A 20,095-nucleotide genomic window follows, 5' to 3' on the forward strand; every position below is an offset into this window, starting at 1 on the left:
CCCTTTCCGTGCCTGCATTGCAGACGCAGGCTTTGGAGCTAGTGTGCCCCGCCGCGCGGGTTTTATGAGCAGATGTTTACATCAGCGGGCTTAACAGCCGCAGCACGCTGTCCAGCACCGTACCCACCAGACCGGTGCGGCAGTCCGCGCACTGCACCTCCCGGCACTGGGGCAGGGTGCGGCGCACATCGTCCCGCAGGGTCAGCACCTGGCTGTTTTGCAGCAGCAACACCCCGCACTCAAAGTGCAGAAACATACTGCGGTAGTCCATATTGATGCTGCCCACCACCGCCGCGCGGTCATCGCTGACGCAGCACTTGGCGTGGAGGAAGCCCGGGGTATACTCGTAGATGCGCACCCCCGCCCGCAGCAGGGGCAGATAGTACGAGCGGCTCAGCCGGAACACCAGCTTTTTGTCCGGGATGCCCGGCAGCACCAGCCGCACATCCACCCCGCGCTTGGCGGCGTTGCGCAGCGCGTCCAGCATCTCCTCGCCGATGGCAAGGTAGGGCGTATAAAAATAGACGTATTGCTGTGCTTGTGCCAGAATGTCCAGATAGACCGTTTCTGCCACCGGCTCCTCGTCCAGCGGGCTGTCTGCGTAGGGCTGTACTACTCCATCGCTGGCGGGCAGCACCGCAAGCTGCGGACGGAAGGTGCTGTAATCCTGCTCAAAGGGCCGGAAGGCATTCCAGAAATCCAGAAACATTACGGTAAAGTTCCACACCGCAGCACCCTCGATGCGCAGACCCGCGTCCTTCCAGTAGCCGAAGCGGGTGATCGCGTTGATATATTCATCGGCCAGATTGATGCCGCCGGTGTAGGCTACTTTGCCGTCTATCACCACGATCTTGCGGTGGTCGCGGTGGTTCATCACCAGCGAGAGCAGCGGCACCACCGGGTTAAAGGGAATGCAGCGGATATGCGCCCGCTCCATGCGCACCACAAAGTCCTTGGGCAGACCCAACAGGCTGCCGAAGTCATCGTAGATCAGCCGCACGTCCACCCCCTGCGCCGCTTTGCGCCGCAGAATGTCCTCCACGCCCTGCCACATCTTGCCCTGACTGACGATGAAAAACTCCAGAAAGATGCTCTTTTCCGCCTTTTCAAGGTCGGCCAGCAATGCCGGATACATGGCTTCACCGCAGGAGAAATACCGGGCGGTGGTGTTCTGCCATGCGGGGTAGCAGCCGTATTGGGTCAGGTAACGGCTCACGCCCCGGTTTTCATCGCACAGCCCGGCGGTCTGTCCGGACTGCTGGGCGCGGTCTGCCCGGTGCGCCTGCTCCACCGCCTGCATTTTGCTGCGCAGGCGGCGGGAGGGCCGCTTGTTGCCAAAGGCCAGATACAGTGCCCCGCCCAGCAGCGGCAACAGCCCGATGAGGGCGATCCAACCCACCTTATAGGCGCTGTTTTCATCCTTGCGCACCAGATACAGAATGATCAGCAGGCTTAACCCGTTGAGCACCCCGGTGACCCACACCCGCGCCGTGCCGGTGGTGAGGGCAAAAAACACCCACGTCAGCCATGCAAGCTGCAGCGCCACCAGCACCACCGTGACCGTGATGCGGTTGAGGATGCGGTTGAAAAACTTGACGATCGGCAACCGGAACAGCATACCATCTCCCCTTTCCATGTTTCTAATACGGTTAAGTATAACGCGGTTTTTCCCCCTTTGCAAGCTTTTGGTGTCGGGTACACCGGCGTGCCGGCCGCCTTTATTCCTTATAAAAAAGTTCACCGGAGCGTCCGCAGATGCCCCGGTGAACCAAGATTCTATTATATATTTTCCGCTCAGACGGTGGGGGCTTCGTTGTCCTCGTAGCCCACCATCAGGCCGCCGTACTCCGCGTAGTAGCTGCACAGCGCGCCGCAGCTGCCTACCTCCACCTTGGCCTCCGGGAACACCGCATGGACCATGTGCTTCAGCCGCTCCGCAGCGGCAGCATTGCAGCAGTGGTCGATGTGCACCCGGCCGTTGGTCAGGCCGTGCGCCTTCATTTCCAGCACCATGCGCTCCAGTGCGCCGTGCTCGCCGCGGGTCTTGCAAAGAACCTCCAGATCACCGGCATCGCTGGCCTGCCCGATAACCCGGATACCCAGCATCCGCGCCACAGCAGCCACAGCCGGCTTCACGCGGCCATTGCGGGCAAGGTTTGCCAGAGATTCCAGCGCAAACAGCAGATGGGTGTGCTCGTGGTACGCCCGGATCTCCTCACATACGGTGTCAAAGGGCTTGCCGGCCTTGATCAGCGCCGCCAAACGCTCCACCAGCAGCCGGGACTCCGCACCAGTAGACAGGCTGTCCAGCACAAAGACCCGCGCGCCCTCGTGGCTCTGCTCGTATTCCTCGCCCGCCAGCAGCGCGGCGTTGTAAGCGCCGGACAGCGTACCGGTAATGGTTACAACATACACCTCGTCTGCGCCCTCGTAGGCAGCCATCCAGTCCGAGATATTGGGGCAGGAGGTGCTGGTGCGGCCCTTATAGGTGCGCATCATCTGAGCCAGCGCGGGGGCATCCACCTCTGCGGTGTCCACATACTCCTGCTCGTCGGTCAGGATCTTCAGCGGTACGCAGGCAAACCCTACATCGGGGAGCTCGTACACATTTGCAGAGGAATCTACAACGATTTTGCTTTTCATATTTTTCTCCATTTTCAAGCGGCGCAATGCCGCGGTCATTCCTTTGTTTGTGACCATCATAGCAGTTTTTTAAAAACCTGTCAACTGTTTTTTCAAATTCTTTTACAAAGTTTTCGTTGCCCGTTGACCAATTTTCCAAAATGCGGTATACTATTTTACAGGCAGAAGTGCTTTTGCGGAAAGCAATTGCCCTGCCTTTGCACAAAAACAACGTTCCTGCTTGCAAAAAGTGCAGGAGCATGAACGGAACAAGATACTATGAAAGCTGAAACCAAACTCCGCGTTGCGGCGTGTGCTGCGGGCTTTGCCCTGCCCCGGTACAACGATCTTCCCTCGGTAGGGCTGTATCTGGACCAGACGGTGCAGTTCGTCAACGGCTACTTCCGCAGCTTCTGCGGGGTGGAGCTGACCCCATCTATGGTAAGCAACTACGTCAAAAAAGGGGTGGTGGATCACCCCATCCGCAAAAAATACACCCGGGACCAGATCGCATCCCTGATGTACATTGCAGTTTCCAAGACCGTGCTCTCGATTGAAAACATCGACACCCTGTTCAAAATGCAGCGGGAGCACTGCTCCGCCGGGACAGCCTACGATATCTTCTGCGAGGAGTTAGAGACTAGTCTTTCCGTGGTGTTCGGCGGCAAGACAGCCCAGCCGGAGGCCACGCTCAACGACGAGCGTCTGCTGCTGCGCAGCACCATTTTTGCAGCGGTCAACAAAATATATCTGGACTGCTGCTTTGATGCCTTGCGGCAGGAGCAGGCTCTGTGGTCGGACATCCTGCCGGATCTGGCGTAACAGAATAGCAGATATAGCAAAAGCCACCTGAAAAACGTAAGTTTTCAGGTGGCTTTTATGTTGGTGGAGGCGATGGGAGTCGAACCCATGTCCGAAAAGAGCTCAGTGTAGGTATCTCCGGGTGCAGGCGATCTACAACATTCCCGCCGCGCCACGCCGATCGTCAGGCTAGCGCTTTGGTAGCTTCATGAGTTCCTGCCGGTCCGCAAAGCTTAGGTCCGTTCAGGTGCTGTGTCTAAAGGACGCCCCGACCCCACACGACACAAGAGTGGGCGGAACGCGCAGCACTCAGGCTGCGAGCAACTGATAATTATTGTTGTCAGTTAATTTTTTTGGAGGAGTTATAGAGCAGTTCCCCCGCTGCTACCCGCTGCCCAGACCTTGCTCCCCCCGTCGAAACCTTTACGCCCCCCTATAAAGCACATCTTGCGATGTGCGAAAAGCTTGGTTTTGCGGTGAGCCGCAGTCTGCAATTGGAATGCTTAATAATACTTGCCGTTGGACTTCACAGCCCGGTCAATGGAGCGCTTTGCATCGCGCTGGGCGGCATCGGCACGCTTGTCGTACAGCTTTTTGCCTTTGCACAGGCCCACTTCCATTTTTACGCGGCCATGCTTGAAATAAAGCGAGAGCGGCACCAGCGTATAGCCCTGCAGTTTGCACTGCTGGTGCAGACGCCGGATCTCACTTTTGTGCGCCAGAAGCCGCCGGACACGCATAGGATCCTGATTGAACAGGTTGCCGTGGTCGTAAGGGCTGATGTGCATCCCCTTTACCAGCAGCTCGCCATTTTCAATATCTACCCAGCTGTCCTTCAGGTTGACCCCGCCGGCCCGCAGGCTTTTCACCTCGGTGCCTTTGAGCTCCACACCGGTCTCCAGCGCTTCCAGAACAAAATATTCGTGGCGCGCTTCGCGGTTGGTGGCGATGCTCTTGGTCGCCGGGCGCTCCTTTGTGGGTGCCATGCTGCGCGCCTCCTTTCTCCGTTCCGTTTGTTGTTTCAGTATACCATTTTTTCAGGGTAATGCAAGGGCTGTTTCTGACAGAATTGTAAATTTTTACACACTCACAGCTCTCCCCGGCCGGAAAGTGCCCGGTACAGGGTGGTCTCGTCCGCGTATTCCAGGCTGGCGCCCACCGGCAGACCGGAGGCCAGCCGGGTGACCCGGATGCCCAGCGGCTTGATGAGCTTTGCCAGATACATGGCGGTAGCCTCGCCCTCCACGGTGGGGTTCATGGCCATGATGACCTCCTTCACCGTGTCGTCCTTCAGCCGCGCCAGCAGCTCCTTGACGGTGAGCTGCTCTGCGCCCACACCGGCCAGCGGGTCCAGCAGACCATGCAGCACATGGTACAGGCCGTTATACTCCCGGGTGCGCTCAAAGGCCTGCACGTCCCGGGGCTTTTCCACCACGCAGATCACCGAGGTGTCCCGCTTGGCGCTGGCGCACACCGGGCACAGGTCAGCGTCCGTAAAGTTCTGGCAGATGCGGCACCGATGCAGCCGGGTGTGCGCACCGCGGATGGCATCGGCCAGCGCCGCAGCGTCCTTATCCGACATACTCAGCACCTGATAGGCCATGCGGGTAGCACCCTTGCGGCCCACGCCCTGAAACTTGCCGAACTCCTCGATCAGCTTTTCCAGCGGTGCGGCAGTGTAGTCCATGGTATCTCCCCTTCCCGGCTCAGAGACCCGGAATATTCAGGCCGCCGGTCAGCTTGCCCATCTCGGCTTCGGCGGTCTCGTCCACCTGCTTCACGGTGGCGTTGATGGCAGCAGCCACCATGTCTTCCAGCATCTCGATGTCGTCCGGGTCCACAGCCTCGGGCTTGATGGTGATGGACAGCACCTCGTGCTTGCCGTTCATCTTCACGGTCACCATCTCACCGGCGGCGCTGCCAGTGTACTCGGCGGCTTCCAGCTCGGCCTGCTTGCTCTTCATGTCCTCCTGCATCTTCTGAGCCTGACGCATCAGGGCGTTCATATCGGGGCGGCCGTAGCCTGCGGGCATTCTTGCTTTCATAATGGTATTCTCCTTTATTATAAACAATTTTTATCGCTTTTTGCGGGCGGTATCCTCAATGCTGACCTCTAACCCCAGTTTTTCCAGCGCCAGAAGGGACTGCTCCGCGTTGGAGGCGGTCTTTCCGGCCGTTTTGGGCTCGTAGGGGCCGATGGGCACCGGAACGCCGGATACCTCGGCGATCAGCTTTTTGATCAGCTTCTGGCTGTCCTTGTTCACCCGGATAAAATCCCGGAAAGTCTTGCCGCCGTCGATCAGCACGCGGGTACCGTCAAAGTAAGCCTTGGACTTGCGCAGATACATATACAGCATGGGGTCGATGCCTTCCAGCTTCTGCACGATCTGCCCCCAGTACGGAAAGGGGTTCGTGCCCTGCTGCGCCACGCTGCGGGGCTTGGTCAGCACCGGGTCGGCAGGGTGCTCCTGCACCGGGGCAGGCGATTTCTCTGCTGCCGGGGCAGGCTGCACAGGCTCTGCAGGGGCGGGCTGCTCCGGCTGACTGACCGGCTCCGGCTCCTCCGGCGGCGGTGCCTGCGGGGCAGGCTCGTCCCACGGCAGGGCGGCATCGCTCTGCTGTACCGGCGGTTCGTCCGGCATCGGCGGCAGCTCCTCCGCAGGGGCTGGCGTTGCTTCCTGCGCGGCAAGCTGCGGAGGGGTCTGCTGCACGGCAGGGGCAGGTTCTGCTACTGCTGCCGGGGTCTGGGGTGCAGTTGCTGCCGGTGCGGGCTGCACCGGGGCGCTGGCAAAGGGCTGCACCGCTGCCGCAAAGGGACGGGGTGCTTCCGACTGTGCCGTGCGGGCAGGGGTTGCCTGTACCGTTACCGCCTGCATCTGCTGGGACGGCTCGGACAGGCTGAACAGTGCCAGTTCCAGCTCGATGCGCTGGTCGCTGCCGCGGGTCATGTGCTCCAGCGCCGTGCCTAACGTGCGGATGGCGCGGATGGCTTCCCGCTGCCCCATCTCCGGGCCTTTTTGCAGGTACAGCGCCTCTTCCTCCGGCGAAACACCGGACAGCAGCGCCTGCCCGCCGGGCAGCGCTGCCAGCATCAGGGCGCGGTAGTGAGCGATCAATTCCTCGGTCAGGCGCTTCACGTCCACCGACTGCTGCCGCAGCTGCGCCAGCTGTGCCAGCGCGGCGGCTGCATCCTGTGCTTCCAGAGCGTCCGAAATTTGGAACAGGTAGCTGCGGTCGGTCACACCCGCCATGCGGCGCACCACATCCGCGTCAATTTTGGCGGTGACGCCGGCGCAGGTGTCCAGAATGGACAGTGCATCGCGCAGCGCACCATCGGCCAGACGGGCGATCAGCTCCGCGCCGTCGGAGGTCAGCTCCAGCTTTTCCTCACCGGCGATATACTCCACCCGCCGGGCGATATCCTCCGGCCCGATGCGGGTAAAATCGTACCGCTGGCAGCGGGAAAGGATGGTGGCGGGCACTTTCTGGATCTCGGTGGTCGCCAGAATGAAGATAACGTGTGCGGGGGGCTCTTCCAGCGTTTTCAGCAGCGCATTAAAGGCCGCTGTGGACAGCATGTGCACCTCGTCGATGATATACACCTTATACTGACAGGCGCTGGGGGTGTAGGCGGTCTCGTCCCGCAGGTCGCGGATATCGTCCACGCCGTTGTTGGAGGCTGCGTCCATCTCCACCACGTCCAGCAGGCTGCCGTTGTCGATGCCCTTGCAGATCTCGCACTCCCCGCAGGGGTCGCCATTTACCGGGTGCAGACAGTTGACCGCCTTGGCAAAAATTTTGGCGCAGGTGGTCTTGCCGGTGCCGCGCACGCCGGTAAACAGATACGCATGGCCCACGCGCCCTGCGGTGATCTGGTTTTTCAGGGCGGTCACGATGGCACGCTGGCCCACCACATCCTCAAACCGCTGGGGTCTCCATTTGCGGTAAAGTGCACGATACATGGCGATCTCTCCCCTTTCCCGGCCTTTGCGGCAAAAATAAAAGGACAGCGCTCGACGGGGTTTTGTCCCCGCCTTGCGTAACTCGGCATACGGATGCAGGCTTACTGAAACGCACGAACGCTCTGCTTAAGGCTGCTTGGTTCCCCACCTGACCTGGTTCACAGCGAGCCCATCGTACAGGACCCGCATCCGTATGCCGAACCACGCAGCAGGCGCTGTCCGACACATCCTTGTGGATGCTAAGATATTGTACCATAAACCCCGCCGGATTGCAAGAGGGGGCAAAACAAAAAGGAGAAGCCCGAAGGCTTCTCCTCGTTTGTGCTAAAACTGTTTAAGACTGGCAAGCGGTGATCAGGCTCATCTTGTACACCTCGTCTGCGTTGCAGCCGCGGGACAGATCGTTGATGGGTGCGTTCAGACCCTGCAGGATGGGGCCGTAGGCAGCGTAGCCGCCCAGACGCTGTGCGATCTTATAGCCGATGTTGCCGGCCTCGATGCAGGGGAAGATGAAGGTGTTGGCCTGACCAGCCACCTTGCTGCCCTTGCACTTGACCTGTGCGACCTCGGGAGCAACGGCTGCGTCAAACTGCAGCTCGCCGTCCACAGCCAGCTCGGGATCCATCTCCTGTGCCTTGATGGTAGCGTCGTGGCTCAGTGCCACGGTGCCGCCCTTGCCGGAGCCCTTGGTGGAGAAGCTCAGCACAGCCACCTTCGGGTCGATGCCGAACAGCTTTGCGGTGCGGGCAGTCTCCACAGCAACCTCTGCCAGCTTGGAAGCGGCAGAGATCTTGACCTCGCCAGTAGCCTTATCGACGGTATCGGTGTAATCAATGTTGACAGCGCAGTCGCCCATGGCAATGCGCTTCAGACCCTCTTCGCCGCAGTCGCGGTCCAGAATAAAGCAGGAGCTCACCAGATGTGCGCCCTTCTTGGTCTTGACCAGCTGCAGAGCGGGACGGATGGTGTCGGCGGTGGAGTAGGTAGCGCCGCCCAGCAGGCAGTCTGCCTTGCCCATCTTCACCAGCATGGTGCCAAAGTAGTTGGACTTCTTCAGCAGGGCGGTGCACTCCTCTGCGGACTGCTTGCCCTTGCGCAGCTCCACCATGGTGCTGACCATCTCATCAAAACCGGCGTAGTTCTCCGGGTCGATGATCTCGGCAGCGGAAATATCAAAGTTACCGGCGGCGGCAGCAGCCTTGCACTCTGCCTCGTTGCCCACCATAACGACCTTCAGCACGCCCTCGGCCAGCAGCTTGCTTGCGGCCTCCAGAATGCGGGGGTCATTGCCCTCGGTGAACACGATCGTCTTGGGATTTGCCTTCAGCTGTGCTACCAGCGGTGCAAACATATCAGCCATTGTGATTACCTCCGAAAATGCTTTCCAAAATTTGCATTCCGTGTCTGTTGGACACAAGGATGCCTTTCTTCTTTATTCTAGCACAGACGGCAAAAAGTTCAAGACAAAATTGTGTTTTTGTGCTATATTTTAGGGGAGAAACCGCCATTTGATTTGTGAATAAAATATCATACTGGTTTTAAAGGAGATGTTCTCCATGGATATGGATACTTTAAAGGCCGAATGCCTTGCCTGCACCCGGTGCGAGCTGTGCGCCACCCGGACGAACGTGGTGTTCGGGCAGGGCGTGCCGGACGCCGAGGTGTTGTTTGTGGGCGAGGGCCCCGGCCAAAGCGAGGACGAGCAGGGTCTGCCCTTTGTGGGGCGCAGCGGCCAGCTGCTGGACAAGTACCTGTTTGCCATCGACCTTGACCGCAAAAAGAACTGCTATATTGCCAACATCGTCAAGTGCCGCCCGCCCCAGAACCGCGACCCGCTGCCCGCCGAGAGCGAAGCCTGTATGCCGTGGCTGCGGGAGCAGTTCCGGCTGCTGCATCCCAAGATCGTGGTCTGCCTTGGGCGTGTTGCCGCCCAGCGGATGATCCGGCAGGATTTTTCCGTCACCCGGGAGCACGGACAGATCATTGAGAAGGGTGGCATTTTGTTCATGGGCACCTTCCACCCCGCCGCCCTGCTGCGCCAACCCCAGAACAAGCCTGAAGCCTTTGCGGACTTTACCGTACTGCGGGACACCATTGCCGCCGTGTGCGAGCATACCTATCATAAATAAGGGCAGGAACCAACCGCGCCGCTTTTGCATACTGTAAAGCAAAAGTGAGGTGTTTTTGTATGGAAAGTTCCGTGCATCCTTCTGTGGATTTCTTTTTGGGCGCTACAACGCCCGCCGGGTTCAAGGGCTACTTTGCGCCGCTGCGCCGGGAGCCCGGGATGCAGCTGGTGCTGCTCAAAAGCGGGCCGGGCTGCGGCAAGTCTACCCTGATGAAGCGGCTGGCGCGCGCCGCACAGGATAAAGGCGAGCCCATCCAGCGCATCCACTGCGCCAGCGACCCCGACAGTCTGGACGGGGTGGTGTTCCTGCGGCAGAAACGCGCCATCATCGACGCCACCGCGCCCCATGTGGTGGAACCGGAAGCCCCCGGCGCAGACGAGCGGGTGCTGAGTTTGTACCACACCATTGACGCCGATGCCCTGCACCCCCACAAGGACGAGGTGACCGCCCTGTTTGCCCGCAACCAGCTGCTGCGCAGCCGGGCGGCGCGGTATGTGGCCTCGGCGGGCAGCCTGCTGCTGGACAGCCGCCGCGCCGAAGCGTGCAGCGCCAACTTTGAAAAAGTGCGCCGCTACGTCAAGCGGCTGTGCATCCGCCTGTTGCCCCGCACCGAGGAGATGGGCTCTGAAGAGCTGCGGCTGCTCTCGGCCATCACGCCCAAGGGCGAGGTGTTCTATCAGGGTACGGTGCAGGCACTGGCAGACAAATGCATCCTCTTCCGGGACGACTACGGGGCAGTCTCCCGCCTGCTGCTGGAACTCATCCGCGCCGAGGCGCTGGCGCGGGGCTACCACATCATCACCTGCCCCTGCGCCATGCACCCGGAGGATAAAATCGACCACATTATCATTCCCTCCCTGCGGCTGGCGTTCCTGACCGACAACCGCTGGCATCCGGTGCGGCTGTCTGCGGCGCAGACCGTGCGGTGCAGCCGCTTTGTGGATAGGGAGAACCTTTCCGCCTGCCGGGCACGGCTGCGCTTCAACGAGCGCGCCGCCGCCGAACTGCTGGAACAGGCCTGTGCCTTGATGGCGCAGGCAAAAAGCTGCCACGATGAACTGGAGACCTACTACCGCACCGCCGTGGACTTTGCACAGGTGGATGCCGCAGCCGCCCAGTGCATGGAGTTGTTCGGGGTAGGATAACAAAAAAACGGAGGTGAAACGCCTTGGCAAGCATCCATCTGCCCATCCGGCAGCTGGTGGAGTTTTTGCTGCGCACCGGCAGCATCGACAGCCGCTTCACCGGCTTCGACCGCGCCAACGAGGGCGCACGCATCCACCGCAAGCTGCAAAAGGCCGCCGGGGAGGGCTATCAGGCCGAGGTATTCCTCAGCGCGGAGCGGGAAGCCTGCGGCATCGCCTTTACGCTGGAAGGCCGGGCAGACGGCATTTTCACCGACGAAAACGGCACTGTGACCATTGACGAGATCAAGACCACCACTGTTCCCTACGAGGAGATCACCGAGGAACTGAACCCCTGCCACTGGGCGCAGGGCATGGTATATGCCGCCATTTACAGCAGCCAGCAGGGACTGGATGCGCTTGCCGTGCGGCTGACCTATTATCAGGTCGATACCGACCAGATTCAGCGCTTTACCCGGCAGTTCACTCAGCAGCAGCTGGAGCAGTTTTTGCGGCAGCTTTTAATGCAGTATGCCCCGTGGGCGCAGCGGCAGCTGGACTGGGACATCCTGCGCAGCCAGAGCCTTGCGGCGCTGCAATTCCCCTTTGCGGAATACCGCCCCGGGCAGCGGGCGCTGGCGGGCGAGGTGTACCGCGCCTGCCGCGCCGGAAAAAGCGCCGACCGCAAGGGCGGTACCCGCGTTTTTTGTCAGGCACCCACCGGCATCGGTAAGACCATGAGCGCGCTCTTCCCTGCTTTAAAAGCCATGGGCGAGGGCTGCGGCGCAAAGCTGTTCTACCTGACCGCCCGCAGCACCACCCAAGCCGCCGCCGAGGACGCCATCGCGCGGCTGCGTACCGCCCAGCCCGGTCTTGCCCTGCGCAGCGTGACCCTGACCGCCAAGGAAAAGGCCTGTCTGCACCCGGACGCCGAAGGCCACCCCGCCTGCCTGCCGGAGGTGTGTCCCTTTGCCAACGGCTACTACGACCGCCGCAAGGACGCGCTGGTGGCTCTGCTGGACGGCAGCGGCAGTTTCAGCCGCGCCGCGCTGGCGGACACCGCCCGGCAGTTCTCGGTGTGCCCCTTTGAGCTGGGACTTGATCTGAGCGAGTGGTGCGATGTGGTCATCGGGGACTACAACTATCTGTTTGACCCTGTGGTGCACCTCAAGCGCTTTTTTGATGCCGCCGGGGACTGGCTATTCCTCATTGACGAGGCGCACAACCTGCCGGACAGAGCCCGTGCCATGTACTCGGCGCAGTTTGCCAAAAGCAGCCTGACCGAGGCAAAGCGGGCGCTGGGCAAGGGCAGAAGCAGCCTGAAAACCGCGCTGACCAAGGCGGATAAAGTCTTTCTGGCGGCGCGCAAGGCCTGCGCACAGGCTACGCCCCGCACAGGCACAGAACCTGCCGGGGAGACAGAGCCTGCACAGGTGAGTCTTTTACCCGCCGAAGCTGCCCCGGATTTTGCCCTGTCGCAGCCGCTGTACGCCCGAGATGGCACCGTTTTTTTGCAGCAACTGCCCGCCGCTTTGCCCGCTGCCCTGCGGGCGGTGCACACCCCGTTACAAGACTGGCTGGAACAAAACCCCGAGGACCCCGCCCACACCCAGCTGCTGGAGCTCTACTTTGCCTTGCAGGATATCGCCCGCGCCGCCGACCGGTACGACAGCCATTTTGTCACCCAGCTTACCGCCCGAGGCAGCGAGCTGGAGCTGCATCTGCTCTGCTTAGACCCCGCACCTTTTGTGGACGCCAGTCTGGCGGCAGGGCGCAGCGCGGCGCTGTTCAGTGCCACATTGACCCCGCCTGCTTTCTACCGCAATGTGCTGGGCAGTGCCGATGCCCGGGCGGTGGCGCTGCCCAGCCCCTTCCCGCCGGAAAATCTGGGGCTGTTCTGTCTGCCGGGCATCTCCACCCGCTACCGCCAACGGGAAGCCAGTGTGCCCGCCGTAGCGGATGCACTGGCGGCGCTGGCAAAGGGCAAGACCGGCAACTATCTGGCATTTTTCCCCAGCTACGCCTATTTGCAGCAGGTGTACGAAGCCTTTGCCGCCCGCTGGCCGGACATTCCCACCCTTGTGCAGCAGCGCAGCTTGGACGATGCCGGGCGCGCGGAGTTTCTGGCACAGTTCGCTCCCCACCCCGCCAAAACGCTGCTGGGTTTTGCCGTGATGGGCGGCATCTTCGGCGAGGGAGTAGACCTTGTGGGTGACCGGCTCATCGGCTGTGCCATCGTGGGGGTGGGCCTGCCGCAGGTGAACCCCCGGCAGGAGATGCTGCGCCGCTATTACGAACAGCAGTCCGGCTGCGGCTTCGACTATGCCTACCGCTACCCGGGCATGAACAAGGTACTGCAAGCCGCCGGGCGGGTGGTGCGCACCCCACAGGACAAAGGCGTGGTGTTGCTTTTGGACGACCGCTTTGCGCAGCCCGACACCGCCCGTCTGTTCCCGCCGCACTGGCAGCACATCCAGTATCTGCCCGGTACCGCCGCGCTGGAAGCGGCGCTAAAAGGGTTCTGGGATGTATAAAACTACAAAAGGAGCTGTTGCATTATGCGCAACAACTCCTTTTGCTATAACCTTAATACTCCACGCCTTTCCGTGCAGCGATGCCCTTCTGGTAAGGGTGGCGGCGGCAGCACATCTCTGTGAGGTAATCCGCGGCGTCCAGCATCCACGCGGGGGCTGCGTGGGCGGTCAGGACGCACTCCTGCCCGGCGGGGCGGTGCAGCACTGCCTGCTGCAACAGGGCTTTGTCCACCATGTCCAGTTCCCACGCGCTGCCGGCTTCGTCCAGCACCAGCATATCACAGGGCTGCGCCAGCGCCGCCGCAAGGTTTTTGTTTTGCAAAGCGCGGGTAGCGGCCTTTTCGGCTTCGTTCATCTGAAAAACAAATTTCTGCCCGGCCTTGCCCCGGTAAACGGTGGCGCCCAGCTGTTCCAGCAGCGGGATCTCACCGCTCTGCCCGCCCTTTAAAAACTGCACGATGACCACACGTTTTCCGCTGCCCAGTGCCCGCAGGGCAAGCCCCATGGCGGCTGTGGTCTTGCCCTTGCCGTCGCCGTAATACAGATGCAAAAGGCCTAAGCTTTCCATCGTTTTTCTCCTTTTTCCGGCTCTTCCGGTTTTGTAACAAAAGGCATCCACAGCCCTGTATGCTTAACAGAACGGCTGCGGATGCCTTGTTATTTACACGTTGCTTTTACTGGTACAGTGGGAACTCCCGGGTCAGGCGCAGGACGCGCTCGCTGATCTCGTCCTTCTTTTCCTCATAGTGCCAGATGCAGTCTGCAATGCAGTCCGCGATCACCTGCATCTCGGCTGCGCCCATGCCGCGGGTGGTGACAGCCGGGGTGCCCAGACGCACGCCAGAGGTCACAAAGGGGCTGCGGGTCTCGCCGGGGACGGTGTTCTTGTTGGCGGTGATGTGTACGCTGTCCAGACGCTGCTCCAAGTCCTTGCCGGTGCACTCCTCGTCCCGCAGGTCAATGAGCATCAGGTGGTTGTCGGTGCCGCCGGATACAAGCTTTACTCCGTGCTGTTGCAAAGCCGCAGCCAGTGCCTGTGCATTTTCTACGATCTTGCGGGCATATTCCTTGAACTCCGGCTTCAGTGCCTCGCCAAAGCAGACAGCTTTTGCTGCAATCACGTGCTCCAGCGGGCCGCCCTGCGTGCCGGGGAACACTGCCGAGTTGATGCGCTTTGCAATGATGGGGTTGTTGGTCAAAATCAGGCCGCCGCGGGGTCCGCGCAGGGTCTTGTGGGTGGTGGTGGTCACCACGTCGGCATAGGGTACGGGGCTCTGGTGCTGGCCGCCCGCCACTAGACCGGCGATGTGCGCCATATCCACCATCAGATATGCGCCGTAGCCGTGGGCGATCTCGGCCAGCTTTTCAAAGTCGATGGCGCGGGGGTAGGCAGAAGCGCCCGCCACCAGCATCTTGGGGCGCACCTTGCGCACCTGCTTTTCCAGCTCGGCGTAGTCGATGACGCCGTCTGCGCCGACACCGTAGGAGATGAAGTGGTAGTTTTTACCGGACATATTCACCGGAGAACCGTGGGTCAGGTGACCGCCCTGCGAAAGGTCCATGCCCATAACAGTATCGCCCAACTCCAGCAGGGCAAAATACACGGCAAGGTTGGCCTGTGCGCCGGAATGGGGCTGGACGTTGGCGTACTTTGCCCCGAACAGCTGGCAGGCGCGCCGGATGGCAATATTCTCCACCTCGTCCACATAGACGCAGCCGCCGTAGTAGCGCTTGCCGGGCAGACCCTCGGCGTACTTGTTGGTCAGCACGCTGCCCATGGCTGCCATCACGGCGGGCGAAACGATATTCTCGCTGGCGATCAGCTCAATATTCTCGCGCTGACGGGTCAGCTCCCGCTCCATGGCTGCGCCCAGTTCCGGGTCGGCTGCGTTGACCATGCTGATGGTGTCCATCATATCCTTGTACATTTTACTTGCCCCTCTCCACAAAATGTTGTAGATTCTCTCAGCGCAGCACCCGCGCGGCGTTTGCTGCTGTAAGATAATCATAGCAGAAAGCGGCGGCGGCTTCAATCCTCTTTTCGCCAAAAGGCTTGCTTTTTTTGTCTGAAGTGTTTATTATGTTTGTATAAAAATGCGCTGTCGATTTTGTATATTTTTCAAGTTTCTTCCCCCACAGGTGAAGCGAGGTGTTTTGTATGACCATTGCCGAGGAAAAACAGGCGCAGCGTACCGCTGGCCGTGCCGCCCGCAAGGCGCTGGCTGCGCCGCAGCGCGCCGCCGCCAATGTAGCCCTTTGCCGCCGGGTGCTGGAACTGGATGCCTACCGCACTGCCCATACCCTTTTGCTCTACGCAGCCTTTGGGGGCGAAGCCGACCTTGCCGCCGTAGCTGCCGAAGCCGCACGGCAGGGCAAGACGGTGGCCTACCCGGTGTGCGACGAGGGCTTTACCCTTACCGCAGCCGTGCCGGGCGCGGACGGCTGGACGGTGGGACAGTACGGTATCCGCACGCCTGTGCTGGAACGCTCTGCCCTTTTGCAGCCGGAGCAGCTGGATCTGGTGCTGGTGCCCTGCACCGCCTTTGACGCAGGCTGCTACCGGGTAGGCATGGGCAAGGGCTACTACGACCGCTACCTGCCCTACTGCACCCGGGCGGTGAAGATCGGCATTGCATTGGAGGTTCAGCGCGTCCCCCGCGCCGCCGTGGACGCCCACGACCAGCGGCTGGACGCCTTTGTAACAGAGAGGGGTATCTACACATGGAAATGAACGATTTAAGCTGCGCGCAGTTTCTGGCACAGCTTGCCAGCAAAGCGCCCACGCCGGGCGGCGGCGGCACAGCCGCGCTGGTAGGCGCTGCCGGTGTGGCACTGGGCAACATGGTGGGCTGTCTGACCACCGGCAAAAAGAAGTACGTCGCCGTGGAAGCGGACATTCAGGCACTGAACGCCCGGGCTGAAGCCCTGCGGCTGGAGCTGGAAGCGCTGGTACAGGCCGATGCCGATGCCTTTGCGCCACTGGCTGCGGCCTACGGCCTGCCCAAGGATACCCCGGAGCAGGCCGCGCACAAAGCCGCTGTGCTGGAAGCCGCACTGGACGGTGCAAGCGCCGTGCCGCTGCAAATTATGGAAAAGTGCGCCGAGGGCATCGCGCTGGCGGGGCAGTACGCCGCCAAAGGCAGCGTGCTGGCAGTATCGGACGCAGGCTGCGCCGCCGTGCTGTGCAAGGCCGCCTTGCAGGCCGCAAGCCTGAATGTGTTTATTAACACCAAGCTGATGGCAGACCGCACCCGTGCCGCTGCACTGGACGCCCGGGCAGACGCATTGCTGGCAGAGTTTGTGCCCCGGGCAGACGAAACCTTCACCGCCGTCAGCGGGAAACTCTGCAATAAATAATATCACAAATGAGGGAAAGTATATGGCAACGATTTTAAAGGGCGCGCCGGTAGTGGCCGCCATGAACGAGCGCAACGCGGCACTCTGCGAACAGCTGAAGGCAAAAGGCATCACCCCCACGCTGGCCGTGGTGCGTGTGGGCGAGAGGGAGGATGACCTCTCCTACGAGCGGGGCGTGATGACCCGCTGCGGCAAGGTGGGAGTCGCCGTCCGGCAGTTCGTGCTGCCTGCCGATGCCACGCAGGAGCAGCTGCTCCGGATATTGGACGAGGTGAACACTGACGACGGCATCCACGGCTGTCTGCTGTTCCGTCCTCTGCCCAAGCAGTTCGATGACCGCACTGTCCGCGCCGCCCTGCGTCCGGAAAAGGATATCGACGGCATCACGGACGGTTCGCTGGCTGGGGTGTTCACGAATACCGATTTGGGCTACGCCCCCTGCACCGCGCAGGCCTGCATGGAAATTTTGAAGTATTATAAGATCCCCCTTTCCGGCAAGCGTGCCGTGGTGGTGGGACGCAGCCTTGTGGTGGGCAAGCCCGCCGCCATGATGCTGGACCGGGAAAATGCCACCGTCACCCTGTGCAACTCCCGCACCCAGAACCTGCCGGAAGTGTGCAGACAGGCCGACATCGTGGTGGTGGCCATGGGCAAAATGGCGGCTGTGGGCGCGGACTGCCTGCGGGCAGGCCAGACGGTCGTGGACGTAGGCATCCATGTAAACGAGGAGGGCAAACTCTGCGGTGACGTGCAGTTTGCCGCCGCAGAGCCGGTGGTGGACGCCATTACTCCCGTGCCCGGCGGCGTGGGCACCGTGACCACCTCGGTGCTGGTAGGCCATGTGGTGCAGGCGGCGTGCAAAAAAGCCGGAGTAGAATGCTGAGAAGATCATTTTAAGACAGAGCAAGCCCGGAAAGTCCGCAGACTTTCCGGGCTTGCATTTTTACGGGCGGAATTGTAACGGGTATCAGCCCCGCACAAGGAGCAGCAGCAGGGCCGAGGCCACACACTGCAGAATGAGCCAGCGGGCTACCACCTGCTCATCACTCCAGCCCTTGCGCTTGCGCACATGGTCGTGGAGAGGGGTCAGGGTGTTTTTCAAGATCCAGATGTGCAGAAAACGCTTCAGGCTGATCTTCAGAATGCCCAAACTGCCGTCTGCGATGAACACGATAGCCGCCAGCAGGAAGGCGAACGGATGACCGCACTTGAGCGACAGCATGGCGATGAAAAAGCCCATAGCGCGGCTGCCCGCATCGCCCATCAGCAGGCTGGAGGGCTTGGCATTCAACCACAGGTAAGCCAGCAGCGCACCGATGAACACCACACCGGCGGTGGCGTAGGTGCCCAACTCGGTCTTATAGGCCAGCAGGTAGGTGCCAATGGTCACCACCGCCAGACTGGCGGAAAGGCCGTCCACACCATCGGTGCAGTTGACCACGTTGATGCTTGCCCAGATAAGGATAACGATGAGCAGCAGGTACACCGCATACGGCAGGGTGAAGCTCCACTGCAAAAAGTGTACGCCGCAGCCATTGAAGTTCAGGTAGGTGACGCCCGCCAGCACCGCGATGACAAAATCGATGATGCCTTTTTTGTACTCGTTCCATGCGGTCTCGGCGGCATCGTCCAGATAGCCGGAGAGCATGGAAGCGATGAGCAGCACATTGTACACCACATACTCTGTGTTGAAGGGCAGGAACGCCAGCGACACCAGTGCGATGCACAGCACAAAGATCAGTCCGGAGCCTCGCGCCTTGCCCTTGGAAAGCTCGCCGTTCACCGCAAAGGCGCGGCCGTGGTCGTGGGGCAGTTTATCGCGGAAAATGGAATCCGTCAGGGCGGTCAGGACAAATGCCAGCAAAAACGCCATGGCATCCACGCCCCGCTGCCCGATGACAGAGGTCAGCATTTGGATCATAAGATAACATTCCTCTTTCTTTCTGTATAGTACGTTGTGAGTGTATCACGCCCTTGCCCAAAAATCAATCCCGGCGGCAAAATTCACTTTGGATTGACTTTTCTCCCGCGGCTCTCTATAATAATGTATTAGTCTGTAATTTTCACCCACAACGCAGGAGGTTCCATGTCCATTACACTTGAGCAGCTCTCTGCCCGGATGCGGCAGGGCGAGCAGGTGCCGCTGCGCCACACCGCACAGGTGGCGCTGACGCTGAGTATCCCTTCCATTTTGCAGCAGATCGTGGTTACCGCCATGGAGTACATCGATGCCGCCATGGTGGGGCATATCGGTGCCGCCGCAACAGCCTCCATTGGCATCGTCAGCTCCAGCACATGGCTGTTGCACGGGATGCTGGCCGGGCTGTGCATGGCGTTTTCCATTCAGGTGGCACAGTATCTGGGCGCAGACCGCCAGCAGGACGCCCGTGGCGTTCTGCGGCAGTCCATGCTGTTCAATCTGGCGGTGGGTCTGGCGGCAGCGGCCTTTGGCGTGGGCATCAGCCGGTTTCTGCCCGGGTGGCTGGGCGCAGACACGGCACTGCAGGCAAACGCTTCGGCGTATTTTGCCATCTGGTCGGCTTCCCTGCCCTTCATCATGGCCATGGGCACCTACGCCGCCATGCTGCGCTCTACGGGTGATGCGCTTACCCCGGGTCTCATCAGCATCTTCACCTGCGTACTGGACATCATCTTCAACTTTTTCCTCATCAACCCCACCCGTGAAATGACGGTATTCAGCCAGAATCTCACGGTCTGGGGGCTGGGCTGGGGCGTGCCGGGCGCGGCGCTGGGCACAGCCCTTGCCAACGCTGTGGGCGGTACGCTGGCGCTGGGCGTTCTGCTGCTGAGGGATGGCCCGCTGTGCATCCGCAAGCCCGGCTCGTGGCACATTACCCGCGCCTGCCTGCACAACGTGTGGAAGGTGGGCGCACCGCTGGCGGCAGAGCGCGCCGCCCTTTCCTCGGCACAGGTGCTTCTGGTGCGCATCGTGTCCGGACTGGGCACTACCGCCATTGCCGCCAACAGTCTGGGGGTCAGCGCCGAGAGCCTGTGCTACATGGCAGGCTACGGCATTCAGGACGCCGCTCTTGCGCTGGTGGGACAGGCTGTGGGCGCAAACCGCCGGGACATGGCAAAGCGCTTTGCATGGCTGTGCACCGCCATGGGCATGGGCATCATGGCACTGACCGGCGTGGGGCTGTATGTGTTTGCCCCGCATCTGATGGGTATCTTCACCGCCGACGCCGCCGTCATTGCGCTTGGCGCACGGGTGCTGCGTATCGAAGCCTTTGCCGAGCCGATGTTCGGGGCAAGCATCGTAGCCAGCGGCTCCATGCAGGGCGCAGGCGACAGCACCGGCTGCTTTATCCTGAACCTTGTTAGTATGTGGGGCGTGCGGCTGACCTTGGCAGTTCTGCTGGCTCCCCGCTTTGGGCTGGTGGGCGTATGGGTGGCCATGTGCGCCGAGCTTTGCACCCGCGGCGTACTGTTTTTGCTGCGCATGGCGCGAGGCAAATGGCTGGATAAGGGCGCGCTGGCGTAAATCAACCGTTGGGCGGGAAGCTTCCTCCTCGGACACGACTCGGGCCATTCCATCGCCCGCC

General features: G+C 61.0%; 19 protein-coding genes and 2 other RNA genes. 8 read left to right on the top strand and 13 right to left on the bottom strand.

All coding sequences use genetic code 11. The features are described from left to right. Positions 1-76 precede the first annotated feature (76 nt). Together cls and C7J97_RS04165 are read right to left on the bottom strand one after the other, a co-directional pair. On the bottom strand, positions 77-1,618 hold the full coding sequence (gene cls, locus C7J97_RS04160; protein WP_113992114.1) for a cardiolipin synthase: 1,542 nt from the start codon (positions 1,616-1,618) through the stop codon (positions 77-79). A 176-nt stretch (positions 1,619-1,794) separates the two neighbouring features. Beyond that, the gene (locus C7J97_RS04165) at positions 1,795-2,643 is read right to left on the bottom strand and encodes a DegV family protein (RefSeq protein ID WP_097783978.1); all 849 of its coding nucleotides are present in this window, start codon (positions 2,641-2,643) and stop codon (positions 1,795-1,797) included. A gap of 258 nt (positions 2,644-2,901) precedes the next feature. Between C7J97_RS04165 and C7J97_RS04170 the strand changes: the two genes are divergently transcribed. Beyond that, positions 2,902-3,444, top strand: coding sequence for a DUF1836 domain-containing protein (locus C7J97_RS04170; protein WP_113992115.1), 543 nt, complete (start codon positions 2,902-2,904; stop codon positions 3,442-3,444). Positions 3,445-3,505: 61 nt separating this feature from the next. On the opposite strand, the gene ssrA is transcribed toward C7J97_RS04170, so the two are convergent. The 7 genes from ssrA to pta all read right to left on the bottom strand — a co-directional run bounded on the left by ssrA (position 3,506) and on the right by pta (position 8,745). Next, positions 3,506-3,856, bottom strand: a transfer-messenger RNA (tmRNA) gene (ssrA, locus tag C7J97_RS04175). 70 nt (positions 3,857-3,926) lie between these two features. After that, a complete protein-coding gene (smpB, locus tag C7J97_RS04180) occupies positions 3,927-4,409 on the bottom strand; it encodes an SsrA-binding protein SmpB (RefSeq protein WP_005926732.1) in 483 nt (160 codons plus the stop codon). Positions 4,410-4,510: 101 nt separating this feature from the next. Next, complete coding sequence (gene recR / locus C7J97_RS04185) at positions 4,511-5,110, bottom strand: recombination mediator RecR (protein ID WP_112120842.1); 600 nt, start codon at positions 5,108-5,110, stop codon at positions 4,511-4,513. Between the two features lie 19 nt (positions 5,111-5,129). Beyond that, the gene (locus C7J97_RS04190) at positions 5,130-5,468 is read right to left on the bottom strand and encodes a YbaB/EbfC family nucleoid-associated protein (protein ID WP_015538350.1); all 339 of its coding nucleotides are present in this window, start codon (positions 5,466-5,468) and stop codon (positions 5,130-5,132) included. 30 nt (positions 5,469-5,498) lie between these two features. Next, positions 5,499-7,385 carry a DNA polymerase III subunit gamma/tau gene (gene dnaX / locus C7J97_RS04195; RefSeq protein ID WP_113992116.1) on the bottom strand — a complete coding sequence of 629 codons (1,887 nt, stop codon included), beginning with the start codon at positions 7,383-7,385 and terminating at the stop codon, positions 5,499-5,501. A gap of 90 nt (positions 7,386-7,475) precedes the next feature. Continuing rightward, positions 7,476-7,574, bottom strand: an RNA gene (gene ffs / locus C7J97_RS04200) — signal recognition particle sRNA small type. A gap of 145 nt (positions 7,575-7,719) precedes the next feature. Beyond that, on the bottom strand, positions 7,720-8,745 hold the full coding sequence (pta, locus tag C7J97_RS04205) for a phosphate acetyltransferase (RefSeq protein ID WP_055184761.1): 1,026 nt from the start codon (positions 8,743-8,745) through the stop codon (positions 7,720-7,722). Positions 8,746-8,941: 196 nt separating this feature from the next. Between pta and C7J97_RS04210 the strand changes: the two genes are divergently transcribed. The 3 genes from C7J97_RS04210 to C7J97_RS04220 are packed head-to-tail and all read left to right on the top strand — an operon-like array spanning position 8,942 to position 13,172. Then, a complete protein-coding gene (locus C7J97_RS04210; protein ID WP_015538347.1) occupies positions 8,942-9,514 on the top strand; it encodes a uracil-DNA glycosylase in 573 nt (190 codons plus the stop codon). 59 nt (positions 9,515-9,573) lie between these two features. Continuing rightward, a complete protein-coding gene (locus tag C7J97_RS04215; protein ID WP_005926754.1) occupies positions 9,574-10,659 on the top strand; it encodes a hypothetical protein in 1,086 nt (361 codons plus the stop codon). A gap of 23 nt (positions 10,660-10,682) precedes the next feature. Further along, on the top strand, positions 10,683-13,172 hold the full coding sequence (locus C7J97_RS04220) for an ATP-dependent DNA helicase (RefSeq protein ID WP_113992117.1): 2,490 nt from the start codon (positions 10,683-10,685) through the stop codon (positions 13,170-13,172). A 52-nt stretch (positions 13,173-13,224) separates the two neighbouring features. Here C7J97_RS04220 and C7J97_RS04225 read toward each other — a convergent pair whose 3' ends face one another. The 3 genes from C7J97_RS04225 to C7J97_RS15175 all read right to left on the bottom strand — a co-directional run bounded on the left by C7J97_RS04225 (position 13,225) and on the right by C7J97_RS15175 (position 15,338). Beyond that, positions 13,225-13,740: a cob(I)yrinic acid a,c-diamide adenosyltransferase gene (locus C7J97_RS04225; RefSeq protein WP_113992118.1), complete on the bottom strand. Its 516-nt coding sequence runs from the start codon at positions 13,738-13,740 to the stop codon at positions 13,225-13,227. A gap of 106 nt (positions 13,741-13,846) precedes the next feature. Further along, the gene (glyA, locus tag C7J97_RS04230; protein ID WP_113992119.1) at positions 13,847-15,100 is read right to left on the bottom strand and encodes a serine hydroxymethyltransferase; all 1,254 of its coding nucleotides are present in this window, start codon (positions 15,098-15,100) and stop codon (positions 13,847-13,849) included. 37 nt (positions 15,101-15,137) lie between these two features. Then, the gene (locus C7J97_RS15175) at positions 15,138-15,338 is read right to left on the bottom strand and encodes a hypothetical protein (protein ID WP_005926766.1); all 201 of its coding nucleotides are present in this window, start codon (positions 15,336-15,338) and stop codon (positions 15,138-15,140) included. Between C7J97_RS15175 and C7J97_RS04235 the strand changes: the two genes are divergently transcribed. Genes C7J97_RS04235 through C7J97_RS04245 form a run of 3 tightly spaced genes read left to right on the top strand, consistent with a single transcriptional unit; the run spans position 15,331 to position 17,412 of the window. Continuing rightward, positions 15,331-15,903: a 5-formyltetrahydrofolate cyclo-ligase gene (locus tag C7J97_RS04235; RefSeq protein ID WP_113992120.1), complete on the top strand. Its 573-nt coding sequence runs from the start codon at positions 15,331-15,333 to the stop codon at positions 15,901-15,903. The two genes, C7J97_RS15175 and C7J97_RS04235, sit on opposite strands and share 8 nt — an antisense overlap. Continuing rightward, positions 15,900-16,529: a cyclodeaminase/cyclohydrolase family protein gene (locus C7J97_RS04240; RefSeq protein ID WP_341458709.1), complete on the top strand. Its 630-nt coding sequence runs from the start codon at positions 15,900-15,902 to the stop codon at positions 16,527-16,529. Before C7J97_RS04235 ends, C7J97_RS04240 begins: the two co-directional genes overlap by 4 nt. 22 nt (positions 16,530-16,551) lie before the next feature. Continuing rightward, the gene (locus C7J97_RS04245) at positions 16,552-17,412 is read left to right on the top strand and encodes a bifunctional 5,10-methylenetetrahydrofolate dehydrogenase/5,10-methenyltetrahydrofolate cyclohydrolase (protein WP_113992122.1); all 861 of its coding nucleotides are present in this window, start codon (positions 16,552-16,554) and stop codon (positions 17,410-17,412) included. Positions 17,413-17,496: 84 nt separating this feature from the next. Here the strand turns inward: C7J97_RS04245 and C7J97_RS04250 are convergent, their stop codons facing one another. Beyond that, positions 17,497-18,450: a phospho-N-acetylmuramoyl-pentapeptide-transferase gene (locus tag C7J97_RS04250; protein WP_113992123.1), complete on the bottom strand. Its 954-nt coding sequence runs from the start codon at positions 18,448-18,450 to the stop codon at positions 17,497-17,499. A 165-nt stretch (positions 18,451-18,615) separates the two neighbouring features. Between C7J97_RS04250 and C7J97_RS04255 the strand changes: the two genes are divergently transcribed. Then, on the top strand, positions 18,616-20,034 hold the full coding sequence (locus C7J97_RS04255) for an MATE family efflux transporter (protein ID WP_113992124.1): 1,419 nt from the start codon (positions 18,616-18,618) through the stop codon (positions 20,032-20,034). Positions 20,035-20,095 lie beyond the last annotated feature (61 nt).

The sequence above is a fragment of the Faecalibacterium prausnitzii genome, from assembly GCF_003324185.1.
In the GTDB taxonomy this organism is placed as follows: domain Bacteria; phylum Bacillota; class Clostridia; order Oscillospirales; family Ruminococcaceae; genus Faecalibacterium; species Faecalibacterium prausnitzii.